We start from the raw sequence: 15970 nt of genomic DNA on the forward strand, positions 1-15970 counted from the left end.
CCGCCCGACTGCCTGCATCATCCGCGCCACCGAACCGATGGCCTCCGGCGTGACCAGGAGATGCACATGGTTGGTCATCAAAACGTACGCGTGCACTCTGCAACCGGAGGCTGACGCCGCGTCGCGCAGATCCTGAAGATAACGCGTGTAGTCCGCTTCACAGTAGAAGCACGCCTGCCGGTCGTTACCGCGCTGGATGACGTGCTGCGCCACTCCCGCCAGATCCAGCCGCTTGGTCCTTGGCATCCGGCGCCTCTCCGTCTTGACGAGAAGCAATCGTCGCGTGGAAGCGGCTCAGCGCCTATCGGTGCCGCTGCCAGAGAACGGCAGGAAATCTACGGAACAGGCCGTCAGAAAAGGTACTCTGACCCCTATTTCACGATCGTCGCGTGGAAGCGGCTCAGCGCCTATCGGTGCCGCTACCAGAGAACGGTAGGAAATCTACGGAACAGGCCGTCAGAAAAGGTACTCTGACCCCTATTTCTTATATCGGTGCCGCTGCCAGAGAACGGTAGGAAATCTACGGAACAGGCCCTCAGAAAAGGTACTCTGACCCCTATTTCCCCCCGCCCGACTGCCTGCATCATCCGCGCCACCGAACCGATGGCCTCCGGCGTGACCAGGAGATGCACATGGTTGGTCATCAAAACGTACGCGTGCACTCTGCAACCGGAGGCTGACGCCGCGTCGCGCAGATCCTGAAGATAACGCGTGTAGTCCGCTTCACAGTAGAAGCACGCCTGCCGGTCGTTACCGCGCTGGATGACGTGCTGTGTCACTCCCGCCAGATCAAGCCGCTTGGTCCTTGGCATCCGGCGCCTCTCCGTCTTGACGAGAAGCAATCGTCGCGTGGAAGCGGATCAGCGCCTATCGGTGCCGCTACCAGAGTACGGTAGGAAATCTACGGAACAGGCCGTCAGAAAAGGTACTCTGACCCCTATTTCTCTCCTCTCCCAGTTCCTGCCGATAGCACAGGTAGTCGTCCTCTGCAGCGAAGCAAGGCTGGCGATCGTTGCCGCGCTGGATGACGTGCTGCGGGATTCCGGGCACGTCGAGTCTTGGCTGTCGGGCCATGGTGTGTGCGCGCCCATCGCAAGGAGATGAGGCCACACGTTGCCAAAGCGACCGGGCCTCGACTATCAGCACACATCAGCGCCAAGGGTAGGAAAATCCCTGATTGCGGCCTCAGTAAATGAACCTGACCCCTTTACCCTCTTTACCCTCTATTTCTCGTCAATGCGACACGAACTTGACTTTATATTTCCATTCAATCTCGTTTACCCTTTTAGAGATATGGAAAATTTGTGTTTCAATTTTATCTTTTGAAAATGGAGCAATAGATATCCCCAATTTACCACCCCCTGCTTCGCCAACAAAAACTTCGGCGACCCGAATCTGGCAGCCGTCTGACGTTAAATCAATATTTGCCAAGAACGGAGTTACATATTGATCGCTGATCAATATCGCGATCCCAAATATTCTTGCACTGCCCTCACCTGTCCTGACAGCAGAAGAGGGAAAAATTCCATCAATACTTTCCTTTTCCCAGCTCGGATACTTATTTCTCAAAATCGCAGGTAGAAATAATTCCAGAGAAGAGCACAAAGAAGAGGAAGGCCTCACCTCAAATTCTTCTTCTACTCGAACCCCCTCCATCAAGCTGGCAAGTTCTTGTGCTAACTGGTTTTGTATTTTCATCTGTCCTGCAAATGCTTATCTATTCGTTTAATCAACTGCTGCTCTGCCGCTTGTCTAGCAGAGTGCCCATAGTCTGACCCTTTCTGCACCGTTACTTCAATTCGCTTTTGAACGCTCTTTTCGAGATCGCCTTTCAGACTCTTTAAATCAGATGCGTCATACCTCCCTAAATCTCTAACATTAGGAAGCGCGCCATGAACTTTGCCCGTAGAATCTAAACTTGGAAGTTCAGGCAGTTTCCGTACGACCGCTTCAGCTCTCGCTTCCGCTCTCGCCGCCTTCGCAATATCTGCTCCCTTATCTAGAGCCCTTATCATCTTGCTTGCTGCATTGCCTATCGGGCCAAGAACACTCGCGCCCGCAGATGCAATATTGCCAAGTGTCGGATTCTGGATAGCCTCACCAATAGCCATGGCAGTCCCAATACCCGGTAGGGCCCCTGCCACTGTGCCAACGCCCTCGTAAGAGGACACCTGCATCCTATTCTCGCCGAACTGAAACATCCCTGTTTCGCGCCCATCGGGGTCGGTGAACTTGTAAGGATTGTTGTTTGCGTACCAGTAGCGATTGAAGTTGTCGCCGATGACGCGAACCACTACTGGATCGACGGAGAGGAACCTTCCAATCCCGGGATCGTAATAGCGCTGCTGCGCATACACCAGCCCCGTCGCCGCATCCGCCACATGCCCGGTGTAGTTGGGCCCATCCGTCAACGCCCGGTTCGCCACCCTGCCGTAAGGCTCGAACTCGTTCGTCTCCGCCGCGATCACCGCCCGGCTGGCATCCGTCACCGCCACCGGGCTGCCCAGCGCATCGGTGTGCTGGTACTTGGTGGTGTACACATTGGTGACCGTGTTCCGCTCCCGGATCGCGATCAGGCTACCCTGCAGGTAGATGTACTCGGCTACCTCCTTGGCCCGCTCGTCCCCTGTCATCGAGAGCTGGCCGTTCTGCAGGTAATGGCTGTACTTGTCGTCCGTGGTCCGGTCCCAGACCCGTCGGCCCAGCCCGTCGTAGGCATAGGTGGATGCCGGGGTGTTCACGCTGCGCAGGCGGTTGCCGTAGTCGAAAGCGAAGGTCTGGGCGTTCTTGTCGCTTACGTTGCCCTGGACGTCGTATTCCAGCGCGGTGACGGCCGGGCTGGGGGTCGCCCCGGTGCAGACCGATCCGCTACGGACGAAGGCCAGCTGCCACTGGCTGTTGTAGCAGTAGTAGCGGTCCCGGACGCCATTGCCGCCCGTCACATTGGTCCGGGTCAGATTGTCCAGCACGTCGTAAGCATAGGTGGCCGTGCCGAACATCGGTGAGATAGCGCTGGTCAGCCGATCCAGCCCGTCGTAGACCATGTCCACGTTGCGCCGCTGGGCCGCATCGCGGCCGTCGCTGATGGCCAGCACGTTGCCGTTGGGATCGTAGTCGTAGGTGTCATCCAGCTGGTGTGTGCTGCCGTAGATGTCCAGGCTTCTGCGCGGCAGCCCACGCACGTTCTGGGTCAGCTGGTGAATGATCCCGTTGCCGTAGGTGAACTGCTTGATCGCCCCGTTGGGGTAATAGCTCACGCCGCTGGCGAAGGTCCCGGCCTGGGTCGGCCTGCCCAAGGCGTCTGGCGCGTAGCTCACGTTCAATCCGTGCCACACCTGCGCGGACAGGTGGCCGTTGGTGTTGTAGACGTAGTCCACCGGCCAGCTGAGCACGCTGGCGTACTGCAGGGTCTCGGATTCCAGCAGCCGGCGCCGGTTGTAGGCGTAGGTGGTGGTGGCCATCTGGGCACCGGTGTTGTCGTTATTGGTGCCCACCTGTGCCGGTAGTCCGTCGGGGGTGTAGGTGTATGCAACGTTCCCACGCCCGTCCGGGTGGTAAACGTGGACCATCCGGTTACGGGCGTCGTAAGCACGGGTGATCTTGCGGGCCAGGATGGCCGTGGTATCGCCTTCCAGGTCGCAGGCGGTGGCCGCTGGCAGGCCCGAGGCCGACCAGGCCAGGTTGCCTGCGCCGTCGTAGCCCATCAGCGTGGCGCCGGTCTCCGGCTCCACCGCCGCGCACAGTTCCTGACTGGCGTGATAGGCATAGCTACGCGTCGCGCTGAGCGTGTTGCCCGCGTTGCGGCGTTTGATCGTGAGCGGCTTGCCATGCGGGTCGCGCGCGATTTCCGTCGCACTGGTGTCGACACCGGCATAGCGGGTGATCCCGACCGGCGCATCCGTGCTGGGCTGGTCGTAGGCCTGGTACTGGATCACTGTCTGATAAAGACGCGGGTTGGTGACTCGGGTCTGGAAGCCGGTCAGGTACTCCGTCGTCGTGGTCAGCAGGCCCAATTCTGAGTCCTGCACCGCGGTCAGCGGCCGGTCCAGGGCGTCATAGGTGTAGTCGGTGCCGCTGAGGGTAGTGTCGGTCCAGTTGGCAAGGGTACTGGTCGGGTACGACTGGAATATCAGCCGCCCGCCCGCGTCGTAGCGTTTGACCACATCGCTCCTGGTGTTGGCGATATTCCCCATGTCGATCGTCTGTTCCACGATCGGCCGCCAGAGCGCATCGAAGAGCACGGTTTTGCGGCCGTTGCCGGTCTGGACGAGCTGGCGCCAGTGTCCGGCCGGGATGCCATACACCGCCGGGTACCCGTCATTGAAGCTGATGGTGGTGGCCGCCCACTTGCTCGTGTCGCAGACATTGGCGGTCTCTGAGGGATAGGTGATCAGGTTGATCCGACCCATCGCGTCGTAGCCGTAGCAGGTCTTGGACTGGGTCTCGTCGGTGACCGAGGCAATGGTGCCGTCATTGTTGACCACCGCCGATTCGGTCACCGGGGTGGGTTGGTCCGTCGTGGCCGGATGGGTGATCGTCTGCGGGATGCCGCGCATCCAGTTCGAGAGCGTGGTGATGTTGTTGTTGCCGTCCTTGACCGTGGACAGGGTGCCGTCCTGGGTTCCGGTGGTCAGGTTGTAGGTCAGGGTCTGCTGGATCTTGCCGAACGCCTTGGTCTGCAGCGGTAGGGCGGTGGCAGCGTCGTAGCTGGTCTCCGACACCACATGCCCATTGCACGACTGGGTTGATGACGGAATCGAAGTGAGGCAGGTCACGCTCTTGACCTGACCGATCACCCAAGCCGTCTTGTTGTTCTCGTAGACGATCTGCTCGGTCTTTTCGTAGGTGACCGTCTGCGCCTGCGCGCCCAGCGGCAGCAGGCATGCCAGGAGCGCAATCACCGGCCAGGCGCGGCGCTGAAAGAAACGCGCGGTCTTCGTGCTCCGGAGCCCGTTCATGGCGCGCCCTCCCCCGGATCCGCAGGCTCTTCTGGCGGCGGCTCCTCGGGTACCAGCAGGCTGGTATCGCCTTCCACCTGCACGGTCTTGACCGCCGAATACGGGCTGCAGCCGTTGGCGTTGCAGGCCTGCACCTGGTACTGGTAGGTGCCGGCGATGTTGATCGTCCGGGCCGTGCTGGTGCCGGCGCCGGTGTAGACATCGTTCCACCCGGTGCTGTTCCGGTTCTGCTGCAACACGTAATTGGTCGCAGTGGAGACGCTGGTCCAGCTGACCGTGAACGGCTCGTAGGTCTGCGCGGTGGTCGGCGCGGTCAGGGTGGGCGCCGGCAACGGCGAGGAGACCGTGGTGGTGTCGACCGCCGAATAGGCGGCGCAGCCGGCCCCGTTGCAGGCCCGGACGCGGTAGTCGTAGGTGCCCGTGCCCTTGGCGGACGCGGCCCAGCTCACGATGCCTGCGTCCACGATGTTGACCCAACTGCCGCCGTTCTTGCGCTCGTCCAGCTCGTAGCGGGTCGCCAGCGAGACCGCTGTCCAGCTGACGGTATAGCTGCCGGTGGTGTTGGTGGCCGGCGCGGTCAGCGTGGGCACGCCGCTGGGCGGAATGGCGACCTCGGTGGTCTCAGTGACCGACCAGGCGGAACAGCCGGCGCTGTTGCAGGCGCGCACCTGATAGCTCCAGCTGCCATCGGTCTTGCCGGAGAGCGATCTGCTGGTGGCCGACGTGTTCTGCAGGGTGTTCCAGCCGCCCTGGTTCTTCTGTTCCTGCAATTGATAGGTCGCGGCGCCCGAAACGGTGGTCCAGCTGACCGTAAAGCTGCCGTTGGCGTTCGTGGCAGGCGCGGTCAGCGTTGGGGCCGTACCCGGCGGCAGAACGAGCGTTGTGCCCGGCATCGTCTTGGCCACGGTGCCGGTCCTGGTGACCTTGGTCGGTTGCGCGAACTCGTCGAAGCAATAGATCCCGGCCGTGGTGCAGCCCTTCTCCACTTCCCAGATGAAATCCGCCCCATCCTGCAAGGTGGCGGTCCAGACCCGTGGGCGCGGATATTCCGAGACGAAGCCTGCGCCACGCGGTTGCGGGCTGACGCCGATCCTGGCCGAGTAGGGCTGGGGCGGGGCGTTTGGGGTCCAGTAGTTGTAGTCATTGAATACCGTGCGCAGCGCGTTCGACCCCTTGCCGGTCTCGACGCTGAGCGCCTTGCCTTCGTTGTAGCGGTAGCTGTTGCCGTAGAGGTGCTTGGTCCAGCTGCCGTCGGGCTCGGTGATGGTGACGCTGCGCGCACCGGCGCAGTCGTCGCTTGTGCATATGGGATCCAGGCAATTGGACTGGGTGCAGACCGGTTCGGTCTCACCAGGCGGATATTGCCAGGTGCCGAGCCCGCCCGACCACGCATACGTCCATGTGCCCGTTGTAATACCGGGGCCGGAAATTTGGCGGCTCTTGAGCGTCAGCGAGAAGGCCCGCACCGGCAGGAGGAAGAAGTCATCGCTTTTGCCGTTCGGGTCGGGCTGGCCCGGGCTCCGGTAGTTTCGGCAGATCGCCGGCACGTTGGTCCGGCCGAAGCGCACCGGCCCGACGGTATAGGTGCCTGTCGCTCCGGAGGGATGGGTGATGGTGCCGGTGAAATTGTCGGCAAGCACAGAATCCAGCTGGAAACATCCGTACGGGCGCGCCTCGTCGCCGGACGGCTGGATCACTGCGTTGGACAGGTTGGCAAACGAGAGCTGCCAACTGCTCGTATCCGGCAAGGTCACGCTGGACAGGGAATTACCCTGGTAGCCGTAGCTCCAGGTATGCGATCCATCGCTGACCGTGGAAATGAGGCCGCTGGTGTTGTAGCCGAAGGTGAGGGTGCGGCTGTCGTTGGAGGTGATCTGCGTGATCTTGAGCGCCTGGGTCGGCGTGTTGGAATAGCTATAGGTCACCCAGTTGCCGAAGCGATCCTCCACCCGCGTGACATACAGCGCGACCTTGAAGCGCGCTGCGGTGAAGCCGAGCGGATTGCCCTCCCAATCGTGACCATAGTCCACTCCTTGATACTTGTAGTCCGGCTCTCGAGTCCGGGCCATGTGATTGAACCAGTACTTGGTCCCGTCGCTGGCGATCGCCAGGAATCCCTGGCCGGTGCCATTGGCGATGCTCGACAGACAGCTGAAATAGGTGTTTCCGGCGGTTACCCACTTGTAAGGCCCGCCCGTGCTCGGCTTGGGCCAGGTCGTGGTCGCCTGCAGCATCTCGCCGCCTCCGGGCATGTCGGCATAGTTACCAGACCAGAATTCGTCCGCGGGCAGCCCCCCAGCGCCCATCGGCGGCACAGCCACGTCACAGCGGTTGTCGTGCCATGCCTCTTGGAACACGCCGCTGAGATGGGGAATGTCCAGTTCCCATTCGGCAAACGGATGGGCATAGCCTGTGTAGCCTTCCCGATTGGTCACCGTGAATTTCCGCGTAACCGCCACCGGCAGCTTGCTGTTGCCCGGGATGGACACGTCCGTGGCGGTGAACGACAGCACGCCCGAATACAGGTCGAGGCTGTCGCCGAACACGTTGTCCGCGCTCAGCGCGGCCACGGCACGTTTGGACTCGATCAGGCGGTCGTACTCTTCCCACGCCTGCTTGCCCTGGGCGCTCGCCACCACGGGCAACACGCACAACACCACCGCCGCGCCCGCAAGCGCGACAGCCCTGGTCCATCCGGCCATGCTTCCCCTTCCCGTTCCCTTTCAGCCTTGCGGCCGAATCCTGTATCCCCTGCCGCGACGATCTCCTCGTCCGGCATCCGGCTTATCCGTCAGCGGTGAATCGTTGTCAAGACTTAAGCAGCCAATCTGATCGGCACGAAAATCATCGGGTCTGATTCCTGCGGCAGCCGACGCATGCCGGCGGGACACCAGCAACGGTCATCAACCTGATGTTCGGGAATCGACCCCCAACCTATCTCCCCGCCGCAATCTGCCGCAACGCCCGCTCGAACACCTCGACCGGCTGACCGCCGGAAATCAGGTGCTTCTGGTCGATGATCACGGCCGGCACGCCCTGGATGCCGCTGCGCAAGTAGAACTGCTCCTCGGCGCGGACCGCGTCGGCGTAGGCATCCGAGGCAAGGATCTCCCGCGCACGGTCGGCCGACAATCCGCTGTCGCCGGCAATGCGGACCAGGGTGTCGTGATCCGACACATCCTGCCCGTCGCTGAAGTAGGCACGCAACAGCGCATGCTTGAGTTCGCGCTGTCCGCCTTCTACCCCCGCCCAATGCAGCAGCCGGTGCGCGTCGAAGGTGTTGTAGATGCGGCGACGCTCCGGCGAGAAGGTGAAACCCAGCGTCGCACCGCGCTCGCGGATGCGCTCGTGGTTCTGGGCGAGCTGTTCGGCGGACAACCCGTACTTCTTCGCCAGGTGTTCACCGATGTCCTCGCCTTCGGCGGCAAGCTGCGGGTTGAGCTCGAACGGCCGGAAGTGGACGTCCGCTTCCACTTCACCCTGCGTGCGCGCCAGTGCCTGTTCCAGCGACGCCAGTCCGATGGCGCACCACGGGCAGACGACATCGGAGACAAAGTCGATGCGCAGCGGCACGGGGAGCGAGCTCCCGCTCATATCTGCATCATCGGCAACGTGAGACCCTGCTCCTTCGCGCACGCCTTGGCAATCTCATACCCCGCATCCGCATGCCGCATCACCCCAGTGCCCGGATCGTTCCACAGCACCCGCGCGATGCGCTTGTCGGCTTCCGGCGTGCCGTCGCAGACGATCACCACGCCGCTGTGCTGGGAATAGCCCATCCCTACTCCACCGCCATGGTGCAGGGAGACCCAGGTGGCACCGCCGGCGACGTTGAGCATGGCGTTGAGCAGCGGCCAGTCGGAGACCGCATCGCTGCCGTCGAGCATCGCTTCAGTCTCGCGGTTGGGCGATGCGACGCTGCCGGAATCGAGATGATCGCGGCCGATCACCACCGGCGCGCTCAGTTCGCCATTGCGGACCATCTCGTTGAAAGCCAGGCCGAGCTTGTGGCGTTGCCCCAGACCGACCCAGCAGATGCGCGCGGGCAGGCCCTGGAAGCTGATGCGTTCGCGCGCCATGTCCAGCCAGTTGTGCAGGTGCGCATCGTCCGGGATCAGTTCCTTGACCTTCGCATCGGTCCTGTAGATGTCCTCCGGATCGCCGGACAGCGCGACCCAGCGGAACGGGCCGACGCCGCGGCAGAACAGCGGGCGCACATAGGCCGGGACGAAGCCGGGGAAATCGAAGGCGTTGGCGCAGCCTTCGTCCTTGGCCATCTGCCGGATGTTGTTGCCATAGTCCACTGTGGGAACGCCCTGCGCGTGGAAGGCGAGCATGGCCTCGACGTGCACGCGCATCGACTTCTTCGCCGCATCGCGCACGCGCTCGGGGTCCTGCTTCTGCAGGGCGAGCCACTGCTCCACCGTCCAGCCGATCGGCAGGTAGCCGTGCACGGGATCGTGCGCGCTGGTCTGGTCGGTCACCGCGTCCGGGCGCACGCCGCGCTGGACCAACTGCGGCAGGATTTCTGCGGCGTTGCCGAGCAGGGCGATGGATTTCGCTTCGCCCGCGCGGGTGTACCTGTCGATGCGCGCAAGCGCATCGTCCAGATCGGTGGCCTGCTCGTCGACGTAACGGGTCTTCAGCCGGAAATCGATGCTGCTCTGGCGGCACTCGATGTTGAGGCTGCTCATGCCGGCCAGCGACGCCGCCAGCGGCTGCGCGCCGCCCATGCCGCCCAAACCGGCCGTGAGCAGCCATTTGCCGGTGAGATCGCCGCCGTAATGCTGGCGGCCCAGTTCCACGAAGGTCTCGTAGGTGCCCTGGACGATGCCCTGCGACCCGATGTAGATCCATGAGCCCGCGGTCATCTGGCCGTACATCATCAGGCCCTTGCGATCGAGCTCGTTGAAGTGCTCCCAGGTCGCCCAGTGCGGCACCAGGTTGGAATTGGCGATCAGCACGCGCGGCGCGTCGGGATGGGTGGGGAACACGCCGACCGGCTTGCCCGATTGCACCAGCAGGGTTTCGTCGTCGCCGAGGGTCTTGAGCGTCTCCAGGATCTTGTCGTAGCACTGCCAGTCGCGTGCGGCGCGGCCGATGCCGCCGTAGACCACCAGCTCGGCCGGGTTCTCCGCCACTTCCGCATCCAGGTTGTTCTGCAGCATGCGGAACGGGGCCTCGGTCAGCCAGCTGCGGCAGCTGAGCGTGCTGCCGCGCGGGGCGCGGATCCTGCGGCTGGGGTCGTTGCGCAACGCGGCGTGGGGCGTATCGGCCATGGCGGCATCCATCGGAAAACGATGCCCCGATTATCCCCCAGCGCGCCTTTGGACCGGTGCCGCGCGTTCGACCGGGCGCAAATCACGCTGCGGACCTGCCGGGTTGCGCAAAACAAGACGCCCGGCATGGCCGGGCGTTATTGCAGTGCCTGGTGCGGGGCGATCAGTGGACGGCGGGGTCGAGCGAACGCAGTGCGTCCGCCAGGTCCCAGCGCCCGGTGCGGCGCAGCTCTTCGCCGGAATAGCTGCGGCCGGTGGCGCTGACGCAGCGCTTGGTGTCGCGGTTGTCGGCACGCGGCTTGATGCGGGTGGCGATGCGCGAACCGGTTTCGCGCAGGCAGTTGCGGTCATTAAGCGCTTCGTCCTCGGCCTGCGCGCGCTTTTCCGCCGGGCTGGCGTCGGAAGCCGGGGCCACCACGTCCTGTGCGCCCGCGGCAAAGGCCATGGTGCACAGCACGGCTGCCAGCAGGGCGCGTGTCATGGAAGTGCGGGTCATGGGAGCACCTCTTGGTGAGTGCCGCCGTTGCGGCTTGTTTCCACCATACGCCGATGCCGACGGGGCGGCGAAGGCCCCGGCGGTCGCGATTCAGAGTCGCGTCAGGCTTGCGGACAGGCGGCCTGGCGGCCGGCGTGGAAGGCTTGCACGGCCGCTTCGTCCGCGGGCCTGCGCCCGGCTCCGTTGTCGAACAGCACGCGCCAGACGCCGTCGGCATCCCGGTGCCAGACCGAATGGAAGGTACCGACCGAGAACCGTTGCGTGGCGCCGGGCGTAAGGTCCTCGAACAGGGCCGGTCCGCTGGACCAGGCGACATCGTCCGGTCCGCCGATGGTCACCCGGCTCGGGTACCAGGACAGCTTGAGCCCCTTGCCGGCCACGATGTCGGCCCAGGCAGCGGCCACCGCCTCGCGCCCGCGCAGCGGCTGCGGCGCGCCGGAATTGAAGGCGGCCTGCGGGTGCAGATGTTCGGCGAAGGCGGCGGCATCATGATCGGCCACCGATTGCGCGAAGCTGAGTTCGCGCGCCCAGACCTGGCATTCGGCGTCGGTCAGCCTGGGTGCTGGCGCGGGCGCGGCTTCCTGCGCAATGGCGGGCAGAGCCGGGAGCATCAGGATCGCAAGCAACCAGGCGCGCATCGCGGTACTCCCTCGGGCGGGGCGCCAAGATCGCGCTTCCATGCGCCTGCGGCAAGCGACGGAAGTCATGACGCGCTAATCTTGCCCGCATGCGCATTCCAACCATCCTCGCCTGCTGTGCCGCCCTGCTGCTCGCGGGCGGCTGTACCGCCAGCTCCGTGCAATCGACGCCGGAGGCGAGCGCCCCGGCTTCGCCCACGCGCATCCTGGTGTTCACCCGCACCGCGGGCTTCCGCCACGACTCGATCCCGGTGGGCGTGGACACGCTGCGCGCGCTGGCGGCCGAGTCGGGCCTGCAGGTCGAGCACAGCGAGGACCCGAACCTGTTCGACGCCGCGAGCCTGTCGCGCTTCCGCGCGGTGGTGTTCCTCAATGCCACCGGCGATGTGCTCGATGGTGCGCAACAGCTTGCGTTCGAACGTTACATCGCTGCGGGCGGCGGCTACCTCGGCGTGCATGCGGCCGCCGATACCGAATACGACTGGCCGTGGTATGGCGACCTGGTTGGCGCGTGGTTCCAGGGACATCCGCCGGGACTGCAGACCACGGATGTGCGCTTCGAAGGTGACCAAGCCGGGCTCGCCGCGGACTGGCGCATCAGCGACGAGTTGTACAACTACAAGCGCAACCCGCGTAGTGATGTCGAGGTGCTCGCCACAGTGGACGAAGACGATTACACCGGCGGCACGATGGGCAACGATCACCCGATCGCATGGTGCCATGCCTCCGGCGGCGGCCGTGCCTGGTATACCGGCCTCGGCCACGACGCCAAGATGTATGCCGACCCGACCTATCGCGCGCACCTGCTGCGCGGACTGCATTACGTGACCGGGCAGTCTGCCGACTGCTGATCCGCTTCCGTAGGAGCGGCGTGAGTCGCGAGCGTTTGGCCATTCACGCCACCGATTGTCGAGCTCGCGACTGACGTCGCTCCTACACCGAAACCGGTATGTAGGAGCGGCGTGAGCCGCGAGCTTTAGACCTTTATGTTTCACCCAGATCAATGCGCGACACCCGCGAACGGATTGTCATGAGCGTCATTTATGATCGCCGGCATGCCGATACCGCTCCGTTTCCTGTCCGCGCTGCTCGCCTGCCTGCTGGCGTCCTGCGCGACATCGCTCTCCACTTCCGGTCCGGATTCCAATCCCGCCAGCGCGGCGCGCGCTGTCGCCACGCATGCGCCTGACAGCGTGCTGCTGGTGTCTCTGGACGGCTTTCGCGCCGACTATCTGGACCTGGGCATCACCCCCAACCTCTCGCGCATTGCGCGCGAGGGCGTGCGTGCGCGCTGGATGAGTCCGTCGTACCCCACGCTCACCTTCCCCAATCACTACAGCATGGTCACCGGCCTGGTGCCGGACCACCATGGCATCGTCCACAACACCATGCGCGATGCGGCGATCGGCGGATTCAAGCTGTCCGACCGCAAGGCCGTTGGCGATGGCCGCTGGTGGGATGGACAACCCATCTGGGTGAGCGCGGAAAAGGCCGGTCTGCCGAGCGCCACCCTGTACTGGCCAGGCAGCGAGGCGGAGATCGCAGGCGTCCGGCCGACGCGCTGGAGCCAATACCGCGAGGGCCACACCCTGCCACTGCACGAGCGCGTAGACACGGTGCTCGGCTGGCTGTCCGAGCCGCAGGCGACGCGGCCGCGCATCGCCACGCTGTACTTCGAAACCGTCGATCACGACAGCCACGCCTACGGCCCCGATTCGCCGCAGGCGTATGCGGCGGTACGGGCGGTGGATGCGGAACTCGGACGCCTGCTGGATGGGCTTGTCGCTCGCGGCATCGCGGAACACGTGAACCTTGTCGTCGTGTCCGACCATGGCATGGCCGCCGTGCCACGTCCGCAGCTGGTCGCGGTGGAGGACGTGGTCTCGAAGGAGGAAGCCACGGTCGTCACCATCGGCCAGGTGATCACCATCGCGCCCAACCCGGGGCACGAGGCACGGGTCGAACGCAAGCTGCTCGGCATGCACGATGGTTACGATTGCTGGCGCAAGGGCGAGCTGCCCGCACGCTGGCACTACGGCAGCCATCCGCGCATCCCGCCGATCGTCTGCCAGATGCACGAAGGCTGGGACATGCTGCCACGCGAGACGATCGCCAAACGCACGACGGCGATACGCGGGTCGCATGGTTACGACCCGGCGCTACCGTCGATGCGCGCACTGTTCGTCGCCAGCGGCCCCGCGTTCCGTCGCGGCGTGACGTTGCAACCATTCGCGAATGTCGATGTCTATCCGCTGCTGGCGCGATTGCTCGGCATCCAGCCCGCACCGAACGATGGCGACATCGCGCCGCTGCTGCCCGCGTTGCGCGCAACGCCGTAGGTCGGCCCACGCCCCGACGACATGGCGTTCGGCTAGGCTGCGTGTCGGCGACGTAGCGCCGACCTACACGTCCGATGCCCATGTCCGAAAGCGGCCAGTCGCCGGTTTCCGGCGGTGCTAGGCTGACCCCATGATTTCCGATCCGGTCACCGCCTTGCCCGACGCCCACGTCTGCGAACAGGCGCGGCTGAGCCGCGATCCGCGCTTCGACGGCGTGTTCTTTACTGCGGTGCACAGCACCCGCATCTACTGCCGCCCCGTGTGCCCCGCGCCCTGGGCGAAGCGGGTCCGCTATTACGTGACCGCCGCGGCGGCCGAAGCAGACGGTTACCGGCCCTGCCTGCGCTGCCGGCCCGAACTCTCCCCCGCCGACGGCGCGTGGCGGCGCGGCGATGCGGTCCTGGCACGCGCGCTCAAGCTGATCGACCAGGGCTTCCTGGATGAGCATCCGCTGTCCGCGCTCGCCGACCGGGTCAATGTGGGCGAACGCCAGTTGCGTCGGCTGTTCGTGGAGCGCGTGGGCGCGCCGCCGATTGCGGTGCAGGGGACGCGCCGCCTGCTGTTCGCCAAGCAGCTGCTGACCGAAACGGCGCTGCCGATCACCGAAGTCGCGCTTGCCTCCGGTTTTGGCAGCGTGCGCCGTTTCAACGCGAGCTTCCAGGCTGCCTATCGCATGGCGCCGCGCGACCTGCGCAAGCGTCCCGTGGGCGAAGTGCGCCAGGATGGCGAAAGCCTGGTACTGCGGCTGGGCTATCGGCCGCCGTACGACTTCCCGGCGATGCTCGACTTCCTGCGCGGTCGCGCGCTGCCCGGCGTGGAAGTGGTCGATGCCGACAGCTACGCACGCGTGATCGCGGGCGAGCGGGGCACGCCGCCCGGGTGGCTGCGAGTCAGCGCCTGGCCCGATGCGCGTGCCGGCACCGAACATGCGCTGCGGCTGGAGCTGCACGCCGCGCAGGCCTCGCGGCTGCTCGACATCGTCGGCCGGCTGCGGCGCATGTTCGACCTGGATGCCGATCCGGATGCGATCGGCGCGGCGCTGTCGCCTGATCCGCGCCTGGCGCCATTGTTGCGTCAGCGTCCGGGCCTGCGGATTCCGAGCGGCTGGGACGGATTCGAGATCGCGGTGCGCGCGATCCTGGGCCAGCAGGTGAGCGTGGCCGCGGCGCGCACGTTCGCAGCGCGCATCGCGCAGCGCTTTGGCGAGACCTTGCCGACGCCGTCGACACCCGGACTCGAGCACCTGTTCCCCACGCCGCAGGTACTGGCGGACGCGGATCTGACCCAGATCGGCCTGACCCGCGCACGCGCCGATACCGTGCGCACGGTGGCGCGCGCGGTGCTCGAGGGCACAGTCGACTTCCGGGTCGATCGCACGCTGGAGGATTTCGTTGCGCGCTGGACCGCCCTGCCCGGCATCGGACCCTGGACCGCGCACTACATCGCGTTGCGGGCGATGGGCCATCCCGACGCCTTCCCCGCCGATGATCTGGTGCTGCAGAAGGCGCTGCCCGGCGACGGGTCGCGCATGAGCGCCGCGGCGCTGACTGCGCACGCGGAACGCTGGCGCCCATGGCGCGCGTACGCGGTGCTGCACTTGTGGCGCGACAGCATGCCGGTACCGATCGCCCCGCGCGAACGCGCCGCCGCGCAAGGCGCGAGGAAGCGCCGGGAAGCAGCGTGATGGCAACCCGTGCGATCGCGTGGCGCCATGTCGACAGCCCGGTCGGCCCGCTGTTGCTCGCCGCATCGGACGATGCGTTGGTCGCGATCGAATTCCAACGCAACCGGCATCCGGTGCGGCGCGACGCGGACTGGCATGAAGGCGACAACGCCGTGCTACGCGACGCGCAACGCCAGCTGGATGAGTACTTCGCCGGGACACGCCGCAGCTTCGATGTGCCGCTTGCGCCGCTGGGCACGCCGTTCCAGCGCGAGGTCTGGAGCACGCTGGCCCGGATTCCCTATGGCGACACGTGGAGTTATCGCGATGTGGCCAGGTCCATCGGCAAGCCCGAAGCGGTGCGCGCGGTCGGCGCTGCCAACGGCCGCAATCCGATTCCCATCGTCCTGCCCTGCCACCGTGTGATCGGCGCCGACGGCGCGCTCACCGGCTTCGGCGGCGGGCTGCCGACGAAGGCCTTCCTGCTGCGATTGGAAGGTGCGCTGCCGCGCGAGCCCGCCGAACTGTTCGGGTAGGTCGGGGCGGCCCCCGACGCGTGACGCTCGAGCGTCGGCCGCGTAGGGCCGACCTGCGTCC

Annotated in this window: 13 protein-coding genes and 1 pseudogene; 4 read left to right on the forward strand and 10 right to left on the reverse strand. The window is 65.1% G+C overall.

Going from position 1 to position 15970, the window contains the following annotated elements; translation table 11 throughout:
* The 10 genes and pseudogenes from MC380_RS17350 to MC380_RS17395 form a co-directional block, all read right to left on the reverse strand.
* Positions 1-246: transposase (locus tag MC380_RS17350; RefSeq protein WP_242166342.1), on the reverse strand; the 246-nt coding region annotated here is incomplete at its 3' end.
* Between the two features lie 173 nt (positions 247-419).
* On the reverse strand, positions 420-812 hold the full coding sequence (locus MC380_RS17355) for a transposase (protein ID WP_343223600.1): 393 nt from the start codon (positions 810-812) through the stop codon (positions 420-422).
* Positions 813-975: 163 nt separating this feature from the next.
* A pseudogene (locus MC380_RS17360) lies at positions 976-1074 on the reverse strand (transposase); the annotation flags it as partial.
* A gap of 159 nt (positions 1075-1233) precedes the next feature.
* On the reverse strand, positions 1234-1698 hold the full coding sequence (locus MC380_RS17365; protein WP_242166344.1) for a hypothetical protein: 465 nt from the start codon (positions 1696-1698) through the stop codon (positions 1234-1236).
* Positions 1695-4958, reverse strand: a complete 3264-nt coding sequence (locus tag MC380_RS17370) for an RHS repeat-associated core domain-containing protein (RefSeq protein WP_242166346.1) — start codon at positions 4956-4958, stop codon at positions 1695-1697. Before MC380_RS17370 ends, MC380_RS17365 begins: the two co-directional genes overlap by 4 nt.
* Positions 4955-7660: a chitinase N-terminal domain-containing protein gene (locus MC380_RS17375; RefSeq protein WP_242166349.1), complete on the reverse strand. Its 2706-nt coding sequence runs from the start codon at positions 7658-7660 to the stop codon at positions 4955-4957. Before MC380_RS17375 ends, MC380_RS17370 begins: the two co-directional genes overlap by 4 nt.
* Before the next feature lie 232 nt (positions 7661-7892).
* Positions 7893-8552 (reverse strand): DsbA family oxidoreductase, encoded by a 660-nt coding sequence (locus MC380_RS17380; RefSeq protein ID WP_242166352.1) that lies wholly within the window; start codon positions 8550-8552, stop codon positions 7893-7895.
* Complete coding sequence (hutU, locus tag MC380_RS17385) at positions 8549-10237, reverse strand: urocanate hydratase (RefSeq protein ID WP_242166354.1); 1689 nt, start codon at positions 10235-10237, stop codon at positions 8549-8551. The genes MC380_RS17380 and hutU overlap by 4 nt, the downstream gene beginning before the upstream one ends.
* 163 nt (positions 10238-10400) lie before the next feature.
* Positions 10401-10733: a hypothetical protein gene (locus tag MC380_RS17390; protein ID WP_242166355.1), complete on the reverse strand. Its 333-nt coding sequence runs from the start codon at positions 10731-10733 to the stop codon at positions 10401-10403.
* A 101-nt stretch (positions 10734-10834) separates the two neighbouring features.
* Positions 10835-11371, reverse strand: a complete 537-nt coding sequence (locus MC380_RS17395) for a nuclear transport factor 2 family protein (protein WP_242166357.1) — start codon at positions 11369-11371, stop codon at positions 10835-10837.
* An 89-nt stretch (positions 11372-11460) separates the two neighbouring features.
* Between MC380_RS17395 and MC380_RS17400 the strand changes: the two genes are divergently transcribed.
* The 4 genes from MC380_RS17400 (at position 11461) to MC380_RS17415 (ending at position 15909) form a co-directional block, all read left to right on the forward strand.
* Positions 11461-12222, forward strand: coding sequence for a ThuA domain-containing protein (locus tag MC380_RS17400; protein WP_242166359.1), 762 nt, complete (start codon positions 11461-11463; stop codon positions 12220-12222).
* Positions 12223-12426: 204 nt separating this feature from the next.
* Positions 12427-13710, forward strand: a complete 1284-nt coding sequence (locus MC380_RS17405; RefSeq protein WP_242166361.1) for an ectonucleotide pyrophosphatase/phosphodiesterase — start codon at positions 12427-12429, stop codon at positions 13708-13710.
* Between the two features lie 130 nt (positions 13711-13840).
* Positions 13841-15394, forward strand: coding sequence for a DNA-3-methyladenine glycosylase 2 (locus MC380_RS17410; RefSeq protein WP_242103071.1), 1554 nt, complete (start codon positions 13841-13843; stop codon positions 15392-15394).
* A complete protein-coding gene (locus MC380_RS17415; protein WP_242103070.1) occupies positions 15394-15909 on the forward strand; it encodes a methylated-DNA--[protein]-cysteine S-methyltransferase in 516 nt (171 codons plus the stop codon). The genes MC380_RS17410 and MC380_RS17415 overlap by 1 nt, the downstream gene beginning before the upstream one ends.
* Positions 15910-15970 lie beyond the last annotated feature (61 nt).

Source organism: Lysobacter sp. M15, assembly GCF_022662515.1.
Lineage (GTDB): Bacteria > Pseudomonadota > Gammaproteobacteria > Xanthomonadales > Xanthomonadaceae > JAKPBU01.